We start from the raw sequence: 15,271 nt of genomic DNA, 5'->3' as shown, positions 1-15,271 counted from the left end.
GCGCCCAACCTCCATGAATCCACCCGATCCATGAAGTGTTCAAGCTGCTACGCTTTCCTTTTCACGGAGGAATCGCGATGCCAAATACAGACCTACTCCCTTCCCTGCTGTACAAAATCAATGAAAACCAGCTCGCCCTAGAAGCAGCCATCATGGAGCTTTCCAATTGGGTCGAGGCCCGAGGCTCGGCCGACGTCGCCGACAACGTACGCGGCGCCCTGGACACGATCGACAAAAATGAGGAGTTCATCAAGCTGACGCTCGCAGTCCTAATGACGCCTGAGTGACAGTTATCGGCCGATTGTGTTGAAAAAGTCGGGTTCGGTTTCCACGGTAGAAAAGTGCGTGTCTGAGATTGAAATCTGAGTTTTGCGCAGAAGGTTCAGGACTCGGATTTGACGTAGCGGCGGGCAAAAAAGGCGCTTTCACCGCTCAAAGCATGGGTAGCCAGGCCGGGTCGACTTTTTCAACACAATCGGCCAGTAGAAGCCATTCAGGCACCCCACCCGCCGCTCAGGAACGATTTGATTGGGCTGCGAGTGGCGAGACAATTATCGCTCCTGCTTCTTACCCCCGGATGAGGCCAACGGGCTATTGAGCACCCGCTGCATTCGCTTGTGTGCCTCGCGCTCTCGCTCAATGGCGGCGTCCCACCGCTCCCCGAAGGCCCTCCCCGCTCTAACGAAAGCCATAACGTCCGCAGTCGCAGCAGCCAGTTCCGTACGAGCCAGAGCCAAGTCTTCTTCGAATTTTTCTATAGTCATCTTTACTCTCGGGAGCCGTGCTTAAGCGTCCCTAAGCAAAATTCGTGTGTCTGACGGCCATCTCACTCCGTAACTCACTTATGAGTTCCGCTATCGCTCGGCTGGACGTCAGCTTCTCTGTCGTGACGGCAGTGACCAACAGTTCAACCTGTCCGGACGATGGATCGAACACTTTGATCATCAACGATCCATCCGGATTTGCCGTGCAAATGCAGGAAAACGGAAGAAAGCCGCATTCGATGATATGGCGTAGCTCAAGCATCGAGATCATGACTTACGTCCTCAGAGTTCCAGTGGATTGTTCACCCTCAAATAATAGTAGGCAGCGTGCGGCCATGCTTAAGGCAAAACGGTACCAACAACTGCCTTTCGTCGACGTTCCGCTATGGATCGGAACGGATCATTGGGCATGACCTTGAGTGGGGTGTGGATACGGATTCGAACCCCTTCATGCATCACTGAGGACGCGCTCCAGCCCATAAATATGGTGTTTTCGCCCTCTGACTGTGGCGCACTGCGGCCTATAGTGGTCCTGAAATACGCCCTAATTTTGCCCTAACCTTTTCAGCATTGCCGCCCTGCTATGCTTGGGTTTTCTCGAAAGGAGTTGAACCATGCCAATTCCGATAAGCCAACAAATCAGAAGCCTGAGGACCGTGCCACGGGCCAGCCTGGAAAGTCAGGGAGAGGCGATCAAGGCGCGGATTGAGCAGCAACGACAAGCGGGAGGTGTCAGTGAGGTGGATGCTGCGCAACTGGTGGCCGACGTGAACAATGAGAAGGCGCGCATTCGAACGGGGGGCAGTAAGCCAGACGGCGTGATGTCTCATGTTTGCGACAAAACGGGACGTGTGCTGTCCAGTCGTATCGAGTACCCCAATGGTCGTGTTCAGACTCGCGCGAGGAATGAGGCAGGCAAACTGACGGACTGGACTGAGATCACCCCCGCCGAGCCCGATCCCTACCCCCTCTAGTTCACGGTCACGCTAGGTAAGCCTAACGATTGCCAATATGAATTTTCTCAATAAACCGCTTTAGCCAATAGCTGCCGGTGGCGACCGGCAGAAAACGGCCAAGAGCGGACTGCCCCCCCTCTCTTCGAATGACCGCTTCAGATAGACTGGAGGTGATTGCCTGCTTCGAAAGTCACTACTAAGCGCCAGAATGAGAGAGTCTAACCATGCTTACTGATGTCTTCTTTCGCAGGTATGCGAACCGTCCAATATTCGAAAGTGTCGGGCAAAAGGAATCTGCGTTCTTTGTTCAGGCGTACAGGATTGTCGACGAGCAGATTTGGAAGTACTACGGGTACGACCAGAAGGTCGACGAGAGCATCAAGACGATCTGGACTGATATTCATGACCGCCTGGCAATGGAGATCGGGGCCAAGGAACTGTCTCCGAAGTACTACTCTTATCAAACAGAGCGTATGGGTAAGCCTTACACGAACTCGGGTTGGAACAACATGAACCACGTGGTCGAGCAGTGGCTCAACCTCAAATTTGCTGATGGTATGGACCCTGACATATTCGTCAAGCGTCGCCTAAGCTTCGTTGAATTGGCCTTCCGCACGCGAGAGGAGCAAGTAGTTCAAGCGAATTCCGATTTTCCGCGACGGTTGGCCGAGGCCGAACTGCAAGAAAAGATGCCCCAGAGACCTATGACAATTCCTGGCAAGCGATCCAACGGCGTTCGAGCCATCAACAAGGATCTGAACAGTACGTTCGCAGCCAATGTGCATGAGCTGAACGAGCGCCTAAAGCAAGCTGGTATGCCACTGCACTATCACAACGGGTACTTGCAGGTTACTCAGGACGAGCAGCTTCAAGAACAAGTCGAGCAGCCATTCTGGCTATTGGTGAAGGACGCCCAATGGAAAAACGTCAGCACTGACATGGCCGAGGCGATCGATCGCAGAGACACCGGCGGGCGAGACCCATCGCTCTATGCCGCCAAGGCACTGGAAAGCACGATCAAGATTATTTGCGAACTTAAAAAGTGGGCAACCGGCAATGAGAAAGGCGTGTCTGACTTCCTGAATCATCTTGAGAGCAAGGTGAATGGCCCATTCATAGAAATCTGGGAACGCCAATCAATACAGAGATTTTACAGCGACGTGCGAAACGATTTGGGGCATGGACCCGGCGCCAAAGACATGCCCAGCTTCACTCCGCAGCAGATAGATCAAACCATCGAGTTCTGCATGTCTTGGGTCAAGAGCTTGATCAAGCGGTTGTAGTCACCTATGAGCGTTGCAGACCTAGGTAGTCTTCCTACCGGCACTGTCATACGCGGCAATAGGTTTGTCTGCATAGCAGTCAATTGAGAGTGATCAGCCGAACGGCCGCAACGGGTCCAGGTTGTGTGAAAACGGGCTGGATGCAGTTAACTGAACGCTATGCAAACAGATTCAATCTCTACCAACGCATTTTCACAAGCACCTACGAGATCTCGCACGCAGTAAAGTCTCCATCCCTTACCCGATCCCCACTTGGCAGCGACCGTTTCAAGCGAAAACTCTTCCTCCTGCGTTGCCCGAGCCCAATCATCGTGCCCGATCTCAGCGATCAGTTGCGCCTGGTAGACCCGTAAAAATGGAAGCAAGCTTTTCGCTTGTTCTACATCTATGAGGACAAAGTCTGCTGTATCGAGTTGCTGTTTAACATTCTCGACCAGTTCGTGAGCCTGCAATGGGAGTGCATCTAACACTGCCTCCAAGGCTGATCCCGATTTGTCGGCACTTTGGAACGTACCGCAAATGATGTTCCCTCCTGCCATATCCTTTTCCCTGTCGTGACTTCGAAGCCTAGATTAGGCACCTCGCGATCAAGTGTCTATCGTCAACTCTTCGCTGATTTATGCCCGTCGTGAGCGACCAATTGGTCCCAGGCTTGGTGAAAAACTCCCCAGATTGTCTAACCTTCTGATCGTCGAGATCGTATCGGGGGCGATCATGAAGCGATTCATTGAGGGTAAGACTCGGACGCAGGTGACGCTGCTGCCAGAGTGCCTGGACGATTACGTAGTCGAAGAAAATCCAGTCCGCGTGGTCGATGTTTTCGTCGATGAACTCGACCTGGGCGCACTTGGTTTTGAGGGCGTCGATCCTGCCGCTACGGGTCGTCCTGCCTACCACCCAGCGGTGTTGTTGAAGATCTATATCTACGGCTACCTCAATCGGATTCAGTCCAGCCGCCGGCTTGAACGCGAGGCCCAGCGTAACGTCGAGTTGATGTGGCTAACGGGGCGTTTGGCTCCAGACTTCAAAACTATTGCCGACTTTCGCAAAGACAATGGCAAAGCCATTCGCAGCGTATGCCGTCAGTTCGTAGTTCTTTGCCGCAACCTCAATCTCTTCTCTCAGTCGATCATCGCCATCGACGGCAGCAAATTCAAAGCCGTCAACAATCGTGACCGTAACTTCACCCAGGGCAAAGTGAAGGCACGCATGCAGCAGATCGAACAGAGCATTGATCGATATCTGGCGGCGATGGATTCGGCGGATCGGGCAACGCCCGAAGTGGCCGAGGCCAAAGCAGAGCGGCTTAAAGAAAAGATAGAAACACTGAAAAAGCAGATGCAGAAACTCAAGGAAATCGAGGCACAGCTCCACGAAAGTCCAGACCAGCAGATTTCCCTCACAGACCCAGATGCACGCTCAATGGCTACGAGCGGCCGAGGCACCGGAACGGTTGGCTACAACGTACAAACAGCTGTCGACGACAAACACCATCTGATCGTTGCCCATGAGGTGACCAACGTTGGTAATGATCGTGGGCAACTGAGCAATATGGCGAACCAAGCGCGTGAAGAAATCGAGGCTGAATCGCTAACGGTGGTTGCCGACCGAGGCTATTACAAAGGTCTGGAAATCCTTGCTTGCGAGCAAGCCGGCATCACTACCTTCGTACCGAAACCCCTCACATCTGGCAGCAAAGCCGAAGGCAGATTCGGCAAACAGGATTTCATCTATCTTATTGCGTCGGACGAGTATCGATGCCCTGCGGGGCAGTTACTAACCAGGCGGTACTCGTCGATGGAAGACGGCATGTTATTGCATTGTTACTACTTCTCGGGCTGCCAGTCCTGCGCAATGCAAAAGCAATGTACGACGGGTAAGGAACGCCGTGTGAAGCGCTGGGAACATGAGGCTGTAGTCGACGCGATGCAGGTTCGACTAGAACATGATCCAGCGATGATGAGGGTTCGTCGCCAGACCGTTGAACATCCTTTTGGAACGCTCAAGTACTGGATGGGAAGTACCCACTTCCTGACCAAAACCCTGCCGAGGGTGAGCACTGAGATGAGCCTTCATGTGCTCGCCTACAACCTCAAACGAATGATGAGCATCTTCGGCATCGCAGGACTGCTTGAGGCGATCAGGGCGTGAACCCAGCCGCTTGGCTCGCCAGTTAGAAGCCGTTTGGGCCGCTGACGCGGCCCAAACGGCATTACGAACATCTATGTCACTGACTAAGCTAATTCGTGCTTTCGCCCGCTGATTCCATAGGCAACCCTCGCGACTCTCAGTTTTCGAGGTATTTAGCGCGTTTTCACACAGCCTGGGTCGAAAGTGACCACCCAGACTGGTGTGCCCACTAGCCCGGGGAGAGTTCAAGCGAGGTCCCAGGAACCCTTGCGATAGTAAATAAAAACCGAGCTAGTCCATCGTGACACTAGCGATAGCAATGTGTCACCATCACTCAAGCCGATGATGGTTTTCACTCGTTAGGTTTAGGTGCATTGATTATGGATGACGTTTTAATTGAGAAATTGCTGTATATGGGAGAAGGAGCGAGCCTAGATTATAAACAGCAACAATATGTGGTTAATGGTAAGGACAGCAAGGCTAAATCTGAGTTGCTCAAGGATATACTAGCCTTTGCAAACGCTTGGCGTTCGGAGGATGCGCACATTTTAATAGGCGTTAGTAACTCCGGCGAACTAGTAGGCTTAGATCATGATCCAGACGACTCACGACTACAGCAATTTATTAACAGCAAAACCAGTCACCCCATTGACTTTTCATATAGATCCATCACCTACAAAGAAACAAAATTAGGTCTTTTTACTATTCCTCAACAATTGCGCCCTGTTTATTCAAAAGGCGACTATGGCGTCGTGATTGCTCATACGGTATATGTTCGTCGCGGTTCATCGACTGCAATTGCAGATCCTACTGAGATTGCCCGAATGGGTGTCGCACAGTTAAATTCCGCGAACACTTTAGAGCACATGCCAGAACTAGACGTAAAGCTTGTTTCGGATGATGATGAAAATATTGAATCATTGAATTTCAAGTACTTAAAACTTAAACTGTTGGACTATCCAGATTACAGAACCCCTCCGGAACGGCCTAGCGCTTACGCGATACCATCACTTAATTTCGATAATAAAAATTATTACAGGGAACTCGCATCTTATTTTAGAAAAAAGCTTGGCTTACTTAAACTTCAACTATGCATAACCAACTCCGGCAATAGTTACGCCGATGACGTTCGCATTTATGCAGAACTGCCAGGCTTAAAAAAAGGTGATGTATTATTTGATAAATATTCAAACAGCCGCCCAAGGAAGTCACATTTACCAGGAGAGCACATCCACCAAGAGATTACCGCAATCAATCCTTCGGTTGACATAATTTCAAAAAAAGATAAAACAATTATCATCTTTCATGTCGGAAAGATACACAGCGGTGAAAGCGTATCAACTTCAGCTGTGTTTCTTGACTCTCCTTCTGCTGAGATGGAGTGTATTTTCGTGAAAATATTATCGGATCAGTTGCGCGCCCCGAAAGAAGTGATTTTTCCGACAATTATTGCATTCAATGAAGTTGAGCTAACTTTTGAGACGCTACAAAAAGAATTAAAGTGAGACCACGCGACTAGTTCGCGACAGGCGACAATCGGCCAAATGCTGCCCATCAATCTGGATCATGTTAAATTACTATCAGATGCAATCGCCCAAGCGATACAGCTGGTAGGCTCAAATAAAAAGGAATTATTTCAATGCTGGGATATAGCAAGTTTGAGTGGATTTTTGCGGGGGTTTTGGGGATTGTACTCTTCAGTTGGATTTTATGGCCGGCTGAGAAAAAAACCACCGAACCAAAGCCCGAAAGAGCTAGCTCATCGGAAATAATGAAATGCTCTGAGCTGATCAAAATCTCTACAACAAACCCATCGACAGTAGTCCTCCACGAGCTGGTAGGCACATCAAGTGACCGAAAAGGCCCAGGAGGAACTTCTAGAGTCAAAATGGATTTCGAAGCCAAGAACGCTTTTGGTTTACAACTGGAATATCAGGCCGTCTGCCAATTCGTTAAAGGAGTGCCGTCGATTCAAATTTTCAACCGATAGCACGCAAGGTTTCGGCGCGAACCCATCAGGGTCTGGGCAAGCCTCACGACCCTAGGCAATTCAGCCGACCACCTCGCCATCAAGGGTTTCGCCGTCAAGCTGTGAGCCGCTTAGACGCTCAGGGCTGGCGCCGCCTGGCCCACGGCTTCGGCGACCCGACAACTCGGAATGACTTACAGCGACTGCTCGTCGCCTCCCCCTCGCCATGACCGTCACGCCTCGACTACTGTATATAACACCAGTACTTGTAAAGCGAACCCGTTTTCATGAATTTCGACCAGGCTAAAGCGCTGAGACTTCAGCAGTGGCACTCGACCCTCGACGACCACGACTTTCGAATGCAGAACCCCGAGGCCCACCGACAGACCCTTCACGAAATGAGTTCTGTCCTTGTCACCGAGGGGTTGATCGATGAGCTCCAGTGTTTCGACCTGAACGAGATGGCGAACGCTGCCTACTGGCACGCCGTGGAGGAATTGCAGACCGCGTCGGGCCGCTACTGCGGCGCCTCTGCCTATGATGTCATGCGGCACGGAAGCACCGAGCTGTTCGGCAAGATTGGGCGTTCGATTTTCTATGCTGCGAGTATGCTTACCGCCAGTGCGCGATCCTCCTATGACGGGAAGATTTACCGCGATGCCACTGGAGCGAACCTGGTGTTCACCCCGTCCGGGACTGTGGCGAGAATCATCGGGCTTACCTTGACCCTGCCGGATGGGCAGCAGTACGACCTCATAGAAACTGGAAGAACAGTCGAGGGCGTCACCTACGAGCCGATCGAGGATTCGGACCTCTACCGTGCACTGGTGGACGTCGCCCAAGTTGCCCAGGAGTGCCGCGATCTGCGCACCTTCGAAAGAGTGCGGCCACTTATCGACCTGGCCAGGTACTGCATCTGCCCGACTTGCCTTGATCGTTTTGACCGTTTTGAAGACTGCCCGACCTGCGCCGGCCGAGGGTTTGTAACGAAGCCGGCGGCCACTGGTCTACCCTGAATACACAGCCGGAGGGTGCAATCATGTGCGGACGCCTTTCCCAGTACCGAGGCATACACGACTTCGTCGCAGCACTGAGTATGCCCACCCCTCTGGTCAACACAACCGGCGACCAGCCGTTCGGACGCTACAACGCTGCGCCATCGACTCAACTCGCCCTCATCCACCAGGAAGGCAACGTCCTACACGCTGACATGGTTCGCTGGGGTTGGCGGCCACGCTGGGCGAAGGACCGCGCCGCACCGATTAACGCTAGGGTTGAGAAAGTCGCGCACGGCCCGTTCTTCCGTGCAATCTGGCCGCACCGGGCAATCATCGCCATCGACAACTGGTTTGAGTGGGTTTATGAGGGTGGCCCGAAGAAACAGCCCTACCTCATTCGCCGGAAGGATCGCGCACCGATCCTGTGCGCTGCGATTGGTCAGTATCCAAGATACGAACATGAACCGGATGAGCATGACGGCTTCGTCATCATCACTGCTGACAGCGAAGGCGGAATGGTGGACATTCACGATCGACGGCCGGTGGTTCTTTCCCCTTCGTCGGCTCGTGAATGGCTCGATCCGACCACACCAAAAGACCACGCTGAACAGATAGTGCTATTGCAGGGTGAGCCAACTGAAGCCTTTGAGTGGTATAGAGTAGACAACGCCGTGGGTAACGTGAGGAACCTAGGAGCAGAGCTAATTTTTCCAATCGGTTGAATAGCCCACTTATTCACACACTACCGAAAGTCAACCAGTCTTCTACACACTTGAGTCTTTATTACTAAGCTGCATGCTCTTCAATGGATGGAAGAGCCTGACGGCAAAGAATTTACCAGGCTTGGTTTTTACTTAGTTCTATCCTCTCCAACTCAACCAGGTCTGTTAGTACCTGTAGCTCCTTCGATAAGTTGGCGTGATCCTTTGTCGCCGGATACTCTATAAAATTAATTTTTAAGGATTCACTTAACACAGCTTTCACTTCCGGGCAGAAACTTTTGGAAGCGGTGACAAAATAATGACTTTGCCCATACGGATGTCTATACCTATAGTTCTCTAACAACGATCTGATATCTGGATCGTTCACCCCACACCCAACAAAAATAAACGTATGAGTGCGAAGAAGCGCATCTAAAAGCTCATAAAACTGACTATTTGCATTTCGAGCCCTAGCATAATCAGTTCTTGTAAAAATTAACTTATTTGGGGAAGCGATCGTGCCATGGCTTTTTATCAAAACCCTTTCATGCCGTCGTAAACAGTCTGCAATATCATCATCATGATAAATCTTTGTGGTGATTGCTCCTGCTCCACGTTCGCCAGCAGCAGTTTCGTAGATACTGTCAAAATTTGGTGTAATTGCTATGCGCAAGTCCAGATTAAAAAGAGTCTTATGAATGGGTGCCGCCTTGAAGTCTGGAGTATGAAATCGCGCCTTCACCAAATTTGTAAATTTTTCTTGCTTAATTTCATTTCTAATCACTTCAGCAGCGGTTAAAAAATCCCCAGCCTTAATTAAGGCAGTAATTTCTTTTACTATCTTTTTCCCAGGAGCTCCGATCTGCCGTGTTGCCTCCAATAGAAAATCGGCCCAACTCGGAGGTCTAACGCCATCGTTTCCTACAGAGTTCATCGAAACACCCGCACCAAAGAAAAGCACGCAGCGTCTACACGCGATAGAATGAATCAGTTCCATCGGCCATATCGACATTATAAAATCTCATCCATATTAACGCGAAGATTGGCGGCAATGTCTGCGATCACCTTTTCAAATTGTTTTACTTTATCGAAGTGCGCCCCTACGACTCCATCTGCAGACTTGAGCATAAATATAGGTTTTGTTGAGGTTTGGGCCATTGGAACAAGACTACTAAAATACGGAATCTCACCAAGCTTATAAGTCAATGTCTGCCCTTGATTTATCTTTTCTATCAAGCTTTTCTTAATGGCAGGCCCAATTCGCTTTATGATCTTTTCATAAGCATCAACCGGTTGCTTTTTTCCAGCTACCGTTTTTGCAGTGTATTGCTGAGTCACATAACCAAGAAATTTTATTCCGAGAGGGTTTCTTTGATGCAGACCATCGAACAAGAAATCCTCATCGTTATCCTCTCTATAGCTAGTCAGGCCTCGCTCCAAGCCTTTAGTCCAACTGGTAATTGCCACTTCAATATTCTGAAGACCTCGCAAACTGAAAATATCCGAGGACATCGGCAAAATAAAATAATCACACGACAACAATACAGTGCGATTTATCGCACCAAGTGACGGACCAATATCAAAGAAAACATAGTCATATTTCTTTTTTGAGGCCCACTCCAATAGCGCCCTAAAGAGAAACGTTGTTTTCAAACCACGCTCTTGCCCGCTTGTAGCATCCACCCAGTCTTTAGCCAAAAAATCCTCGGCCAAAGAAAATCTAGGATCACCAGGTACGACATCTACTCCAAAGGTCTCACTACGTCTAGTCGGAATATCAGAATAACCCTTCGACTTTTTCAAAGAAGTGACAAGCTGATTAATTGTCTCACCATCCTTAGATGATGAGTACAAATCATCAAGAATTTTTTCCTTAAACATGTAAGCCGTAGCATTGCATTGGGGATCAGCATCCACCACAAGCACCTTCTTATTACCTCTTAAAGCATAATAAGCGGCCAGATTACATAAAAGAGTCGTTTTACCCACACCACCCTTGTTATTAAATACACAAAACGCCTTCATACAAACTCCTTGTGACAGGCATAAACAACTGCAAAAAACTATATATCAGATCAAATTGATTTTGCTATGTGTCATCAATTGATCACCCAAAAAAATTACTTGTTTTACCTCGAAAGCCGTTGGAGGTCAAAGCGAATCAACTTTTCATCGGACACAACAATCTGAAAGAGAAATTTTTCGTAAAATTTAATCTTGGCCTTGCAGTCAGAACAAGCCGCCTAGCTCTGCCGGCTCCCAATTCATGATCACCAACTCACCGCTCAGCTCGGACTTCCCCTGCCGTTGGTTGGTGTTGCAGTAGCGGATGTCTAGCGTCTCGAAATGGAAGCCCTCGAATACGCGTCGGATGTCTGGATGGTCATTGATGCTGACCATCACCTTGCCCTTGCAGCGCCGCATGAAGTCGGCCATGCGCTCGTAGTTCTCAAATGGGAAATCGACGCCATAGCCGGCGGTCTGCCAGTAAGGCGGGTCCATGTAGTGAAAGGTATGGGGCCGGTCGTAGCGTTCGGCGCATTCAAGCCAGGGCAGGTGCTCGACGTAGGTACCAGACAGGCGCTGCCAGGCGGCCGAGAGGTTTTCCTCGATCCGCAGCAGGTTAATCGCCGGGCCGGTGGTCGCGGTGCCGAAGGTCTGCCCGGTGACCTTGCCGGCGAAGGCATGGTGCTGCAGGTAGAAGAATCGGGCCGCGCGCTGGATGTCGGTGAGGGTTTCGGGGCGGGTCATCTTCTGCCACTCGAACACCTGGCGTGAACTGAGCGCCCATTTGAACTGGCGCACGAATTCTTCCAGATGGTTCTGCACGACGCGGTACAGCGTGACCAGGTCGCCGTTGATGTCGTTGAGGACTTCAACCGGTGCGGCCTGAGGTCGCATGAAGTACAGCGCGGCACCGCCGGCAAAGACTTCGACGTAGCATTCGTGCGGCGGGAAGAGCGGGATGAGGCGGTCGGCCAGGCGGCGTTTGCCGCCCATCCAAGGGATGATGGGTGTAGACATTGAGAGCAAGACCTTTACTGTATGGATAAACAGGTGCTAGGCTCGCCGCGCTTCGTGCACGGAGTAAGAGCCTTGGCTGGACTTGCAGGGACAATCTGCAGGGACGGCGGCCGGGTTGGATGTTGACGCATCCACTCCGGTCGCTCTTTTTCACTTCGGTGTTGAGACTTCTTTGGCGTAGGCCTGACAGGCCGCCAGGGCGATCAGTCCTTGGTCGCCGGCATCGGTGATGCCGATAATTCGTTGAGCATGCGCTGGGTCAAGTTGGGCTCGTGTTCCGCCATGAACCACGCCGCCGGTTGGGGTGGCGGCTGACACTGTGTCGCCACTGGCTGCATCGGAGGCGTCGAGTATGACTGACAGGCGCAGATCAGCAGTGGCAAGGCGATCACGCAGGCGAGTCTGGTTGCGTTGAGCATCACTCAGTTCCTTGTAGTGGGTTTGTTCGCTGGCCGACAGCCGCTGTTCAAGGGCCAGGCGCTTGTCCTGTGCCGTGCGTACCTGGTCAGCGGCGGCGTTGCTGATGGCGATCAGATCGGCCTTGTGCAGGCCGTCCTGTTCGGCGAGTTGTTTGCCGTAGCGCCAGTCTTGAACCTTCCAGGCCGACGCGGCAGATCCGCCGACAAATGCGGCCAGCAGCAAACCTTTGGCCAGCAGCCGATATGGCGCGGGGATCAGGTCGACGACACTCATAGCACTGCCCTCGCCCGATTCCACAGTTGCAGCCGATCTGCCAGACCGTTCAGACCACCGTTGATCTTGCGGGTGATCGCTTCGAACTCATCCCGATCCGCCAGGGCATTCAGTTCGCGCACCCACCAGAACCACGCGGCCGACTCGGCAGCCCACTGCGGCTGCTCGAGCAGCTCAGGGGTGCGCAGCAAACGTTCGTCACCGAACAGCGCCAGGCTGCAGCGCAGATAATTGCTATGGCCGGTCACCTGGATCAGGCCGCGACCGCGATAGCGCTGGCCATCGCCGTCGACTTCCGGGGTGTTGCCCAGTTTCACGGCCAGAGTGCCGGTATCGTATTTGCTCAGGTACTGATCGCCACCCAGCTCGCGGACGTACTGCAGCTGACCCGACTCGTGGCCAACTTGGGCCAGGAACGCCGCCTGACGTTTCGGCGTATTGATTTGCCGATGCGCCATGGCCGCGTTTAGGGCGGATACAAAAACGCCCGCTTGGCGGCGGGCGTTGGGCATGATGCGTTGTAGCTGTTGCTCCGTAATGGACATACACACTCCTGACATAAAAAAACCGCACTCAGGCGGCGATGGGATGCGTTATTGCTTCTCGACGCTCACAACCTTGAGCGGCGGCTTAGCTTTCTTTTTCTTACCCTTGGATTTGCCCTGCTTGCCGGCATTGCACTCGACCGTGGTCGACCAGCCGGATTGGGTAAACACCTGCTCGACCGAATCCGCCAAGTACTCGCCATCAAGGCCGACCTTGAAGCCCTGGGCGTTAATCGGGCGCTCGGCAAAGATGTCGGTCCGACCGGGCATCTCGAAACGCACGTCAGCGGTCGAGCGATTGAACGCCGCCAAACGCGCCTTGGCGGCCGACTCGGCGGCGGTCTTGTTCGGGTAGATATGCCGATCGGTATGCACCGCCGGCAAGCCATCCGGGGCGTCGTCGTTATCCACTGAGACGATGGCGAGCTTGCCGGTCTTCTTGTCTTGGTGCTTGGTCGCCACGGCCTTGTGCGAGTTGCGATCGCCGAGGCTGAACTGCCAGCGACTGACGTCGCTACGCGTCAGGGTGATCGCGCCGAACGCCTTGCCGCTGGCCGTCTGGCCCGCTTGACGCGGCATCACCAACAGCTTGCCGTCAGCCACCTTGGCCGTGCAGTCGTATTGCTTGGCCAGACGCGTGATGAAGTTAAAATCCGACTCGTTGAGCTGATCGACCCGGGCAACTTTCGTGGTCACCGGACACACCGGCTGCCAGCTGTTGCGCGCGGCGATATCGGCCACGATCTTCGACAGCGGCACGTCTTCCCAGCTGCCGCTGCGGATGGTCTTGCCACTGCCACGCATGTCGCTGGCCTTGCCCTTGATCACGATCGTATCCGGCGGACCCGACACCTCGACCGTATCCACCGCGTAACGCCCCAAGCGCGCCAAGGATGTTTCGGCATAGCCCAGGTAGATCTCGATAGAGCTGCCACGCCGAGGCAGCGCCACTTGGCCGTCGCGGTCATCAATGCGCAACTCAAACTCGTCGGACTCCATCCCGGGTTTGTCAGAGGTGCGCAGCAACAACAACCGATCATTGATCTTCGCCGTTACATCCGCGCCATCGGCCACGATTCGAAACATGGGGGTCATGGATTTTGCTCAAAAAAAAACCCGCACAAGGCGGGTAAAAAAAGAAAGGAGCTTGAGGAATCAAGCGGCACGAGTGTAGACCATCAATCCCACAAGCTGACCCCCTCCCCGGTCGGGCTGGGCAGATCCGGCAGATAAATCACCACGCCGGTGCGGTAGGGCTGCGGCTCATCCGCCAACCCCTGATTGGCATCCAGCACCGCTTCGGTGCTGCCGTTCAGATGGCCATAAACGTTGTGGCAAATGACATCGAGCATGTCCCCATCAGACGTTCTGCATGTCGTCGCCATAGCGCACAAACTCCAGAGTGAACCCTTGTTTACGCGGAATCCCGCCGTGCAAAAACGCGCCCTGTTCCTCGGTGATGTTCTTCAGGCACCAGGTCCCAATCACCTCGCCATAGCCCGTGGTCAGGGTCAGCGGCTGAAGCCTGGCCCCGATGGTGCGCAACGTGTCGAGCTGCTTGATCCCACCCTTGAAGCCCGGGTAGATCGTGCCCTTGAGCGTGAGCTTTTCCTCACCCATCCCGATGGCCTGCTGCGCCGGGCGGCGCGACAGGCGCTCCTGGGAAGCCCAGCGGAATTCGGTCGAACGACTCAGCTCGTCGAAAGCCGCCGTGTCCAGGTTGAAGAAATACGGCTGAAGCTTCGGGTCACGCGGCTGAATGATCAGTAGGTGCGGGAACGGCTTCACCGCTTCCGGCGCCGGCGTGGCATCCACGGCAAAGGAACTGGTGGGTACGATGTTGGCCAACGACGGGCTGACCTTGCCGGCGATGTTGTTGATCGCCGTCGCCGTCTTGCCCGCCTGCTCCTTCAGCGTCCCCATCCGTTCCTGTACTTCGGCGGCCGCCCGAGTCGCCCGGCCGTACACCGCCACCACCTGGCCGACCTTGGCCTGGGCTGCGTCCACGCCGCGCATCACCCGCTGAAGCTTGGCGCCGATCGCCGGCCCCACGAACGGGATGTTTTCCAGCTCGGACGCCGCGCCAGTGATTTCACTGATCGCGCCGTTGACCGGACCCAGCATGCCGTCCGCACTGCGCCGCCCAGCCTCACCGGCTTCGACCAAGTACTTCAGCCCCGCTTGCAACTGTTCCATATACGCCATGCG

18 protein-coding genes are annotated in these 15,271 nt (G+C 53.1%); 8 read left to right on the top strand and 10 right to left on the bottom strand.

The features are described from left to right. Positions 1 to 77 precede the first annotated feature (77 nt). Positions 78 to 287 (top strand): hypothetical protein, encoded by a 210-nt coding sequence (locus AC3IUE_RS10505; protein WP_489267206.1) that lies wholly within the window; start codon positions 78 to 80, stop codon positions 285 to 287. Between the two features lie 508 nt (positions 288 to 795). On the opposite strand, the gene AC3IUE_RS10500 is transcribed toward AC3IUE_RS10505, so the two are convergent. After that, positions 796 to 1,026 (bottom strand): DUF1652 domain-containing protein, encoded by a 231-nt coding sequence (locus AC3IUE_RS10500; RefSeq protein WP_489268790.1) that lies wholly within the window; start codon positions 1,024 to 1,026, stop codon positions 796 to 798. A gap of 352 nt (positions 1,027 to 1,378) precedes the next feature. Between AC3IUE_RS10500 and AC3IUE_RS10495 the strand changes: the two genes are divergently transcribed. Together AC3IUE_RS10495 and AC3IUE_RS10490 are read left to right on the top strand one after the other, a co-directional pair. Then, positions 1,379 to 1,738, top strand: coding sequence for a hypothetical protein (locus AC3IUE_RS10495; RefSeq protein WP_489267204.1), 360 nt, complete (start codon positions 1,379 to 1,381; stop codon positions 1,736 to 1,738). 206 nt (positions 1,739 to 1,944) lie between these two features. Continuing rightward, positions 1,945 to 3,003 (top strand): AbiJ-NTD4 domain-containing protein, encoded by a 1,059-nt coding sequence (locus AC3IUE_RS10490; protein WP_489267202.1) that lies wholly within the window; start codon positions 1,945 to 1,947, stop codon positions 3,001 to 3,003. Positions 3,004 to 3,149: 146 nt separating this feature from the next. Here AC3IUE_RS10490 and AC3IUE_RS10485 read toward each other — a convergent pair whose 3' ends face one another. After that, positions 3,150 to 3,542, bottom strand: a complete 393-nt coding sequence (locus tag AC3IUE_RS10485; protein ID WP_489267200.1) for a hypothetical protein — start codon at positions 3,540 to 3,542, stop codon at positions 3,150 to 3,152. Positions 3,543 to 3,717: 175 nt separating this feature from the next. Here AC3IUE_RS10485 and AC3IUE_RS10480 point away from each other — a divergent pair, with 175 nt between their 5' ends. The 5 genes from AC3IUE_RS10480 (at position 3,718) to AC3IUE_RS10460 (ending at position 8,822) form a co-directional block, all read left to right on the top strand. Continuing rightward, complete coding sequence (locus AC3IUE_RS10480) at positions 3,718 to 5,154, top strand: IS1182 family transposase (RefSeq protein WP_489268788.1); 1,437 nt, start codon at positions 3,718 to 3,720, stop codon at positions 5,152 to 5,154. 359 nt (positions 5,155 to 5,513) lie between these two features. Further along, a complete protein-coding gene (locus tag AC3IUE_RS10475) occupies positions 5,514 to 6,638 on the top strand; it encodes an AlbA family DNA-binding domain-containing protein (RefSeq protein ID WP_489267198.1) in 1,125 nt (374 codons plus the stop codon). A gap of 134 nt (positions 6,639 to 6,772) precedes the next feature. Next, positions 6,773 to 7,123: a hypothetical protein gene (locus AC3IUE_RS10470; protein WP_489267196.1), complete on the top strand. Its 351-nt coding sequence runs from the start codon at positions 6,773 to 6,775 to the stop codon at positions 7,121 to 7,123. A gap of 266 nt (positions 7,124 to 7,389) precedes the next feature. After that, positions 7,390 to 8,118, top strand: a complete 729-nt coding sequence (locus AC3IUE_RS10465; RefSeq protein WP_489267194.1) for a hypothetical protein — start codon at positions 7,390 to 7,392, stop codon at positions 8,116 to 8,118. A 23-nt stretch (positions 8,119 to 8,141) separates the two neighbouring features. Then, positions 8,142 to 8,822: an SOS response-associated peptidase family protein gene (locus tag AC3IUE_RS10460; protein WP_489267192.1), complete on the top strand. Its 681-nt coding sequence runs from the start codon at positions 8,142 to 8,144 to the stop codon at positions 8,820 to 8,822. A 112-nt stretch (positions 8,823 to 8,934) separates the two neighbouring features. Here the strand turns inward: AC3IUE_RS10460 and AC3IUE_RS10455 are convergent, their stop codons facing one another. From AC3IUE_RS10455 to AC3IUE_RS10420, 8 genes are all read right to left on the bottom strand, one after another. Continuing rightward, positions 8,935 to 9,798, bottom strand: coding sequence for an SIR2 family protein (locus AC3IUE_RS10455; protein ID WP_489267189.1), 864 nt, complete (start codon positions 9,796 to 9,798; stop codon positions 8,935 to 8,937). Positions 9,799 to 9,812: 14 nt separating this feature from the next. Then, positions 9,813 to 10,826 (bottom strand): ParA family protein, encoded by a 1,014-nt coding sequence (locus tag AC3IUE_RS10450; RefSeq protein ID WP_489267187.1) that lies wholly within the window; start codon positions 10,824 to 10,826, stop codon positions 9,813 to 9,815. 204 nt (positions 10,827 to 11,030) lie between these two features. Then, positions 11,031 to 11,825 carry a DNA adenine methylase gene (locus AC3IUE_RS10445; protein WP_489267185.1) on the bottom strand — a complete coding sequence of 265 codons (795 nt, stop codon included), beginning with the start codon at positions 11,823 to 11,825 and terminating at the stop codon, positions 11,031 to 11,033. A gap of 150 nt (positions 11,826 to 11,975) precedes the next feature. Further along, a complete protein-coding gene (locus tag AC3IUE_RS10440) occupies positions 11,976 to 12,518 on the bottom strand; it encodes a lysis system spanin subunit (protein WP_489267183.1) in 543 nt (180 codons plus the stop codon). Continuing rightward, complete coding sequence (locus AC3IUE_RS10435; protein WP_489267181.1) at positions 12,515 to 13,063, bottom strand: glycoside hydrolase family 19 protein; 549 nt, start codon at positions 13,061 to 13,063, stop codon at positions 12,515 to 12,517. The genes AC3IUE_RS10440 and AC3IUE_RS10435 overlap by 4 nt, the downstream gene beginning before the upstream one ends. Positions 13,064 to 13,111: 48 nt before the next feature. After that, positions 13,112 to 14,158 (bottom strand): phage late control D family protein, encoded by a 1,047-nt coding sequence (locus AC3IUE_RS10430; protein ID WP_489267179.1) that lies wholly within the window; start codon positions 14,156 to 14,158, stop codon positions 13,112 to 13,114. Positions 14,159 to 14,241: 83 nt separating this feature from the next. Beyond that, a complete protein-coding gene (locus AC3IUE_RS10425; protein ID WP_149417768.1) occupies positions 14,242 to 14,448 on the bottom strand; it encodes a tail protein X in 207 nt (68 codons plus the stop codon). Then, positions 14,423 to 15,268, bottom strand: coding sequence for a phage tail protein (locus tag AC3IUE_RS10420; protein ID WP_489267176.1), 846 nt, complete (start codon positions 15,266 to 15,268; stop codon positions 14,423 to 14,425). Before AC3IUE_RS10420 ends, AC3IUE_RS10425 begins: the two co-directional genes overlap by 26 nt. Positions 15,269 to 15,271 lie beyond the last annotated feature (3 nt).

It is taken from the genome of Pseudomonas sp. GL_093 (assembly GCF_057837605.1).
The sequence above is the reverse complement of the archived record's forward strand: the minus strand, read 5'-3'. Positions and strand labels throughout refer to the sequence as shown.

Excerpts from the sequence above, each read along its gene's own strand:
- AC3IUE_RS10445 (WP_489267185.1), bottom strand. The coding sequence starts at position 11,825 with ATGTCTACACCCATCATCCCTTGGATGGGCGGCAAACGCCGCCTGGCC.
- AC3IUE_RS10475 (WP_489267198.1), top strand. The coding sequence starts at position 5,514 with ATGGATGACGTTTTAATTGAGAAATTGCTGTATATGGGAGAAGGAGCG.
- AC3IUE_RS10420 (WP_489267176.1), bottom strand. The coding sequence starts at position 15,268 with ATGGCGTATATGGAACAGTTGCAAGCGGGGCTGAAGTACTTGGTCGAA.
- AC3IUE_RS10495 (WP_489267204.1), top strand. The coding sequence starts at position 1,379 with ATGCCAATTCCGATAAGCCAACAAATCAGAAGCCTGAGGACCGTGCCA.
- AC3IUE_RS10435 (WP_489267181.1), bottom strand. The coding sequence starts at position 13,063 with ATGTCCATTACGGAGCAACAGCTACAACGCATCATGCCCAACGCCCGC.
- AC3IUE_RS10425 (WP_149417768.1), bottom strand. The coding sequence starts at position 14,448 with ATGGCGACGACATGCAGAACGTCTGATGGGGACATGCTCGATGTCATT.
- AC3IUE_RS10490 (WP_489267202.1), top strand. The coding sequence starts at position 1,945 with ATGCTTACTGATGTCTTCTTTCGCAGGTATGCGAACCGTCCAATATTC.
- AC3IUE_RS10465 (WP_489267194.1), top strand. The coding sequence starts at position 7,390 with ATGAATTTCGACCAGGCTAAAGCGCTGAGACTTCAGCAGTGGCACTCG.
- AC3IUE_RS10505 (WP_489267206.1), top strand. The coding sequence starts at position 78 with ATGCCAAATACAGACCTACTCCCTTCCCTGCTGTACAAAATCAATGAA.
- AC3IUE_RS10480 (WP_489268788.1), top strand. The coding sequence starts at position 3,718 with ATGAAGCGATTCATTGAGGGTAAGACTCGGACGCAGGTGACGCTGCTG.
- AC3IUE_RS10440 (WP_489267183.1), bottom strand. The coding sequence starts at position 12,518 with ATGAGTGTCGTCGACCTGATCCCCGCGCCATATCGGCTGCTGGCCAAA.
- AC3IUE_RS10450 (WP_489267187.1), bottom strand. The coding sequence starts at position 10,826 with ATGAAGGCGTTTTGTGTATTTAATAACAAGGGTGGTGTGGGTAAAACG.
- AC3IUE_RS10430 (WP_489267179.1), bottom strand. The coding sequence starts at position 14,158 with ATGACCCCCATGTTTCGAATCGTGGCCGATGGCGCGGATGTAACGGCG.
- AC3IUE_RS10470 (WP_489267196.1), top strand. The coding sequence starts at position 6,773 with ATGCTGGGATATAGCAAGTTTGAGTGGATTTTTGCGGGGGTTTTGGGG.
- AC3IUE_RS10455 (WP_489267189.1), bottom strand. The coding sequence starts at position 9,798 with ATGGAACTGATTCATTCTATCGCGTGTAGACGCTGCGTGCTTTTCTTT.
- AC3IUE_RS10460 (WP_489267192.1), top strand. The coding sequence starts at position 8,142 with ATGTGCGGACGCCTTTCCCAGTACCGAGGCATACACGACTTCGTCGCA.
- AC3IUE_RS10500 (WP_489268790.1), bottom strand. The coding sequence starts at position 1,026 with ATGCTTGAGCTACGCCATATCATCGAATGCGGCTTTCTTCCGTTTTCC.
- AC3IUE_RS10485 (WP_489267200.1), bottom strand. The coding sequence starts at position 3,542 with ATGGCAGGAGGGAACATCATTTGCGGTACGTTCCAAAGTGCCGACAAA.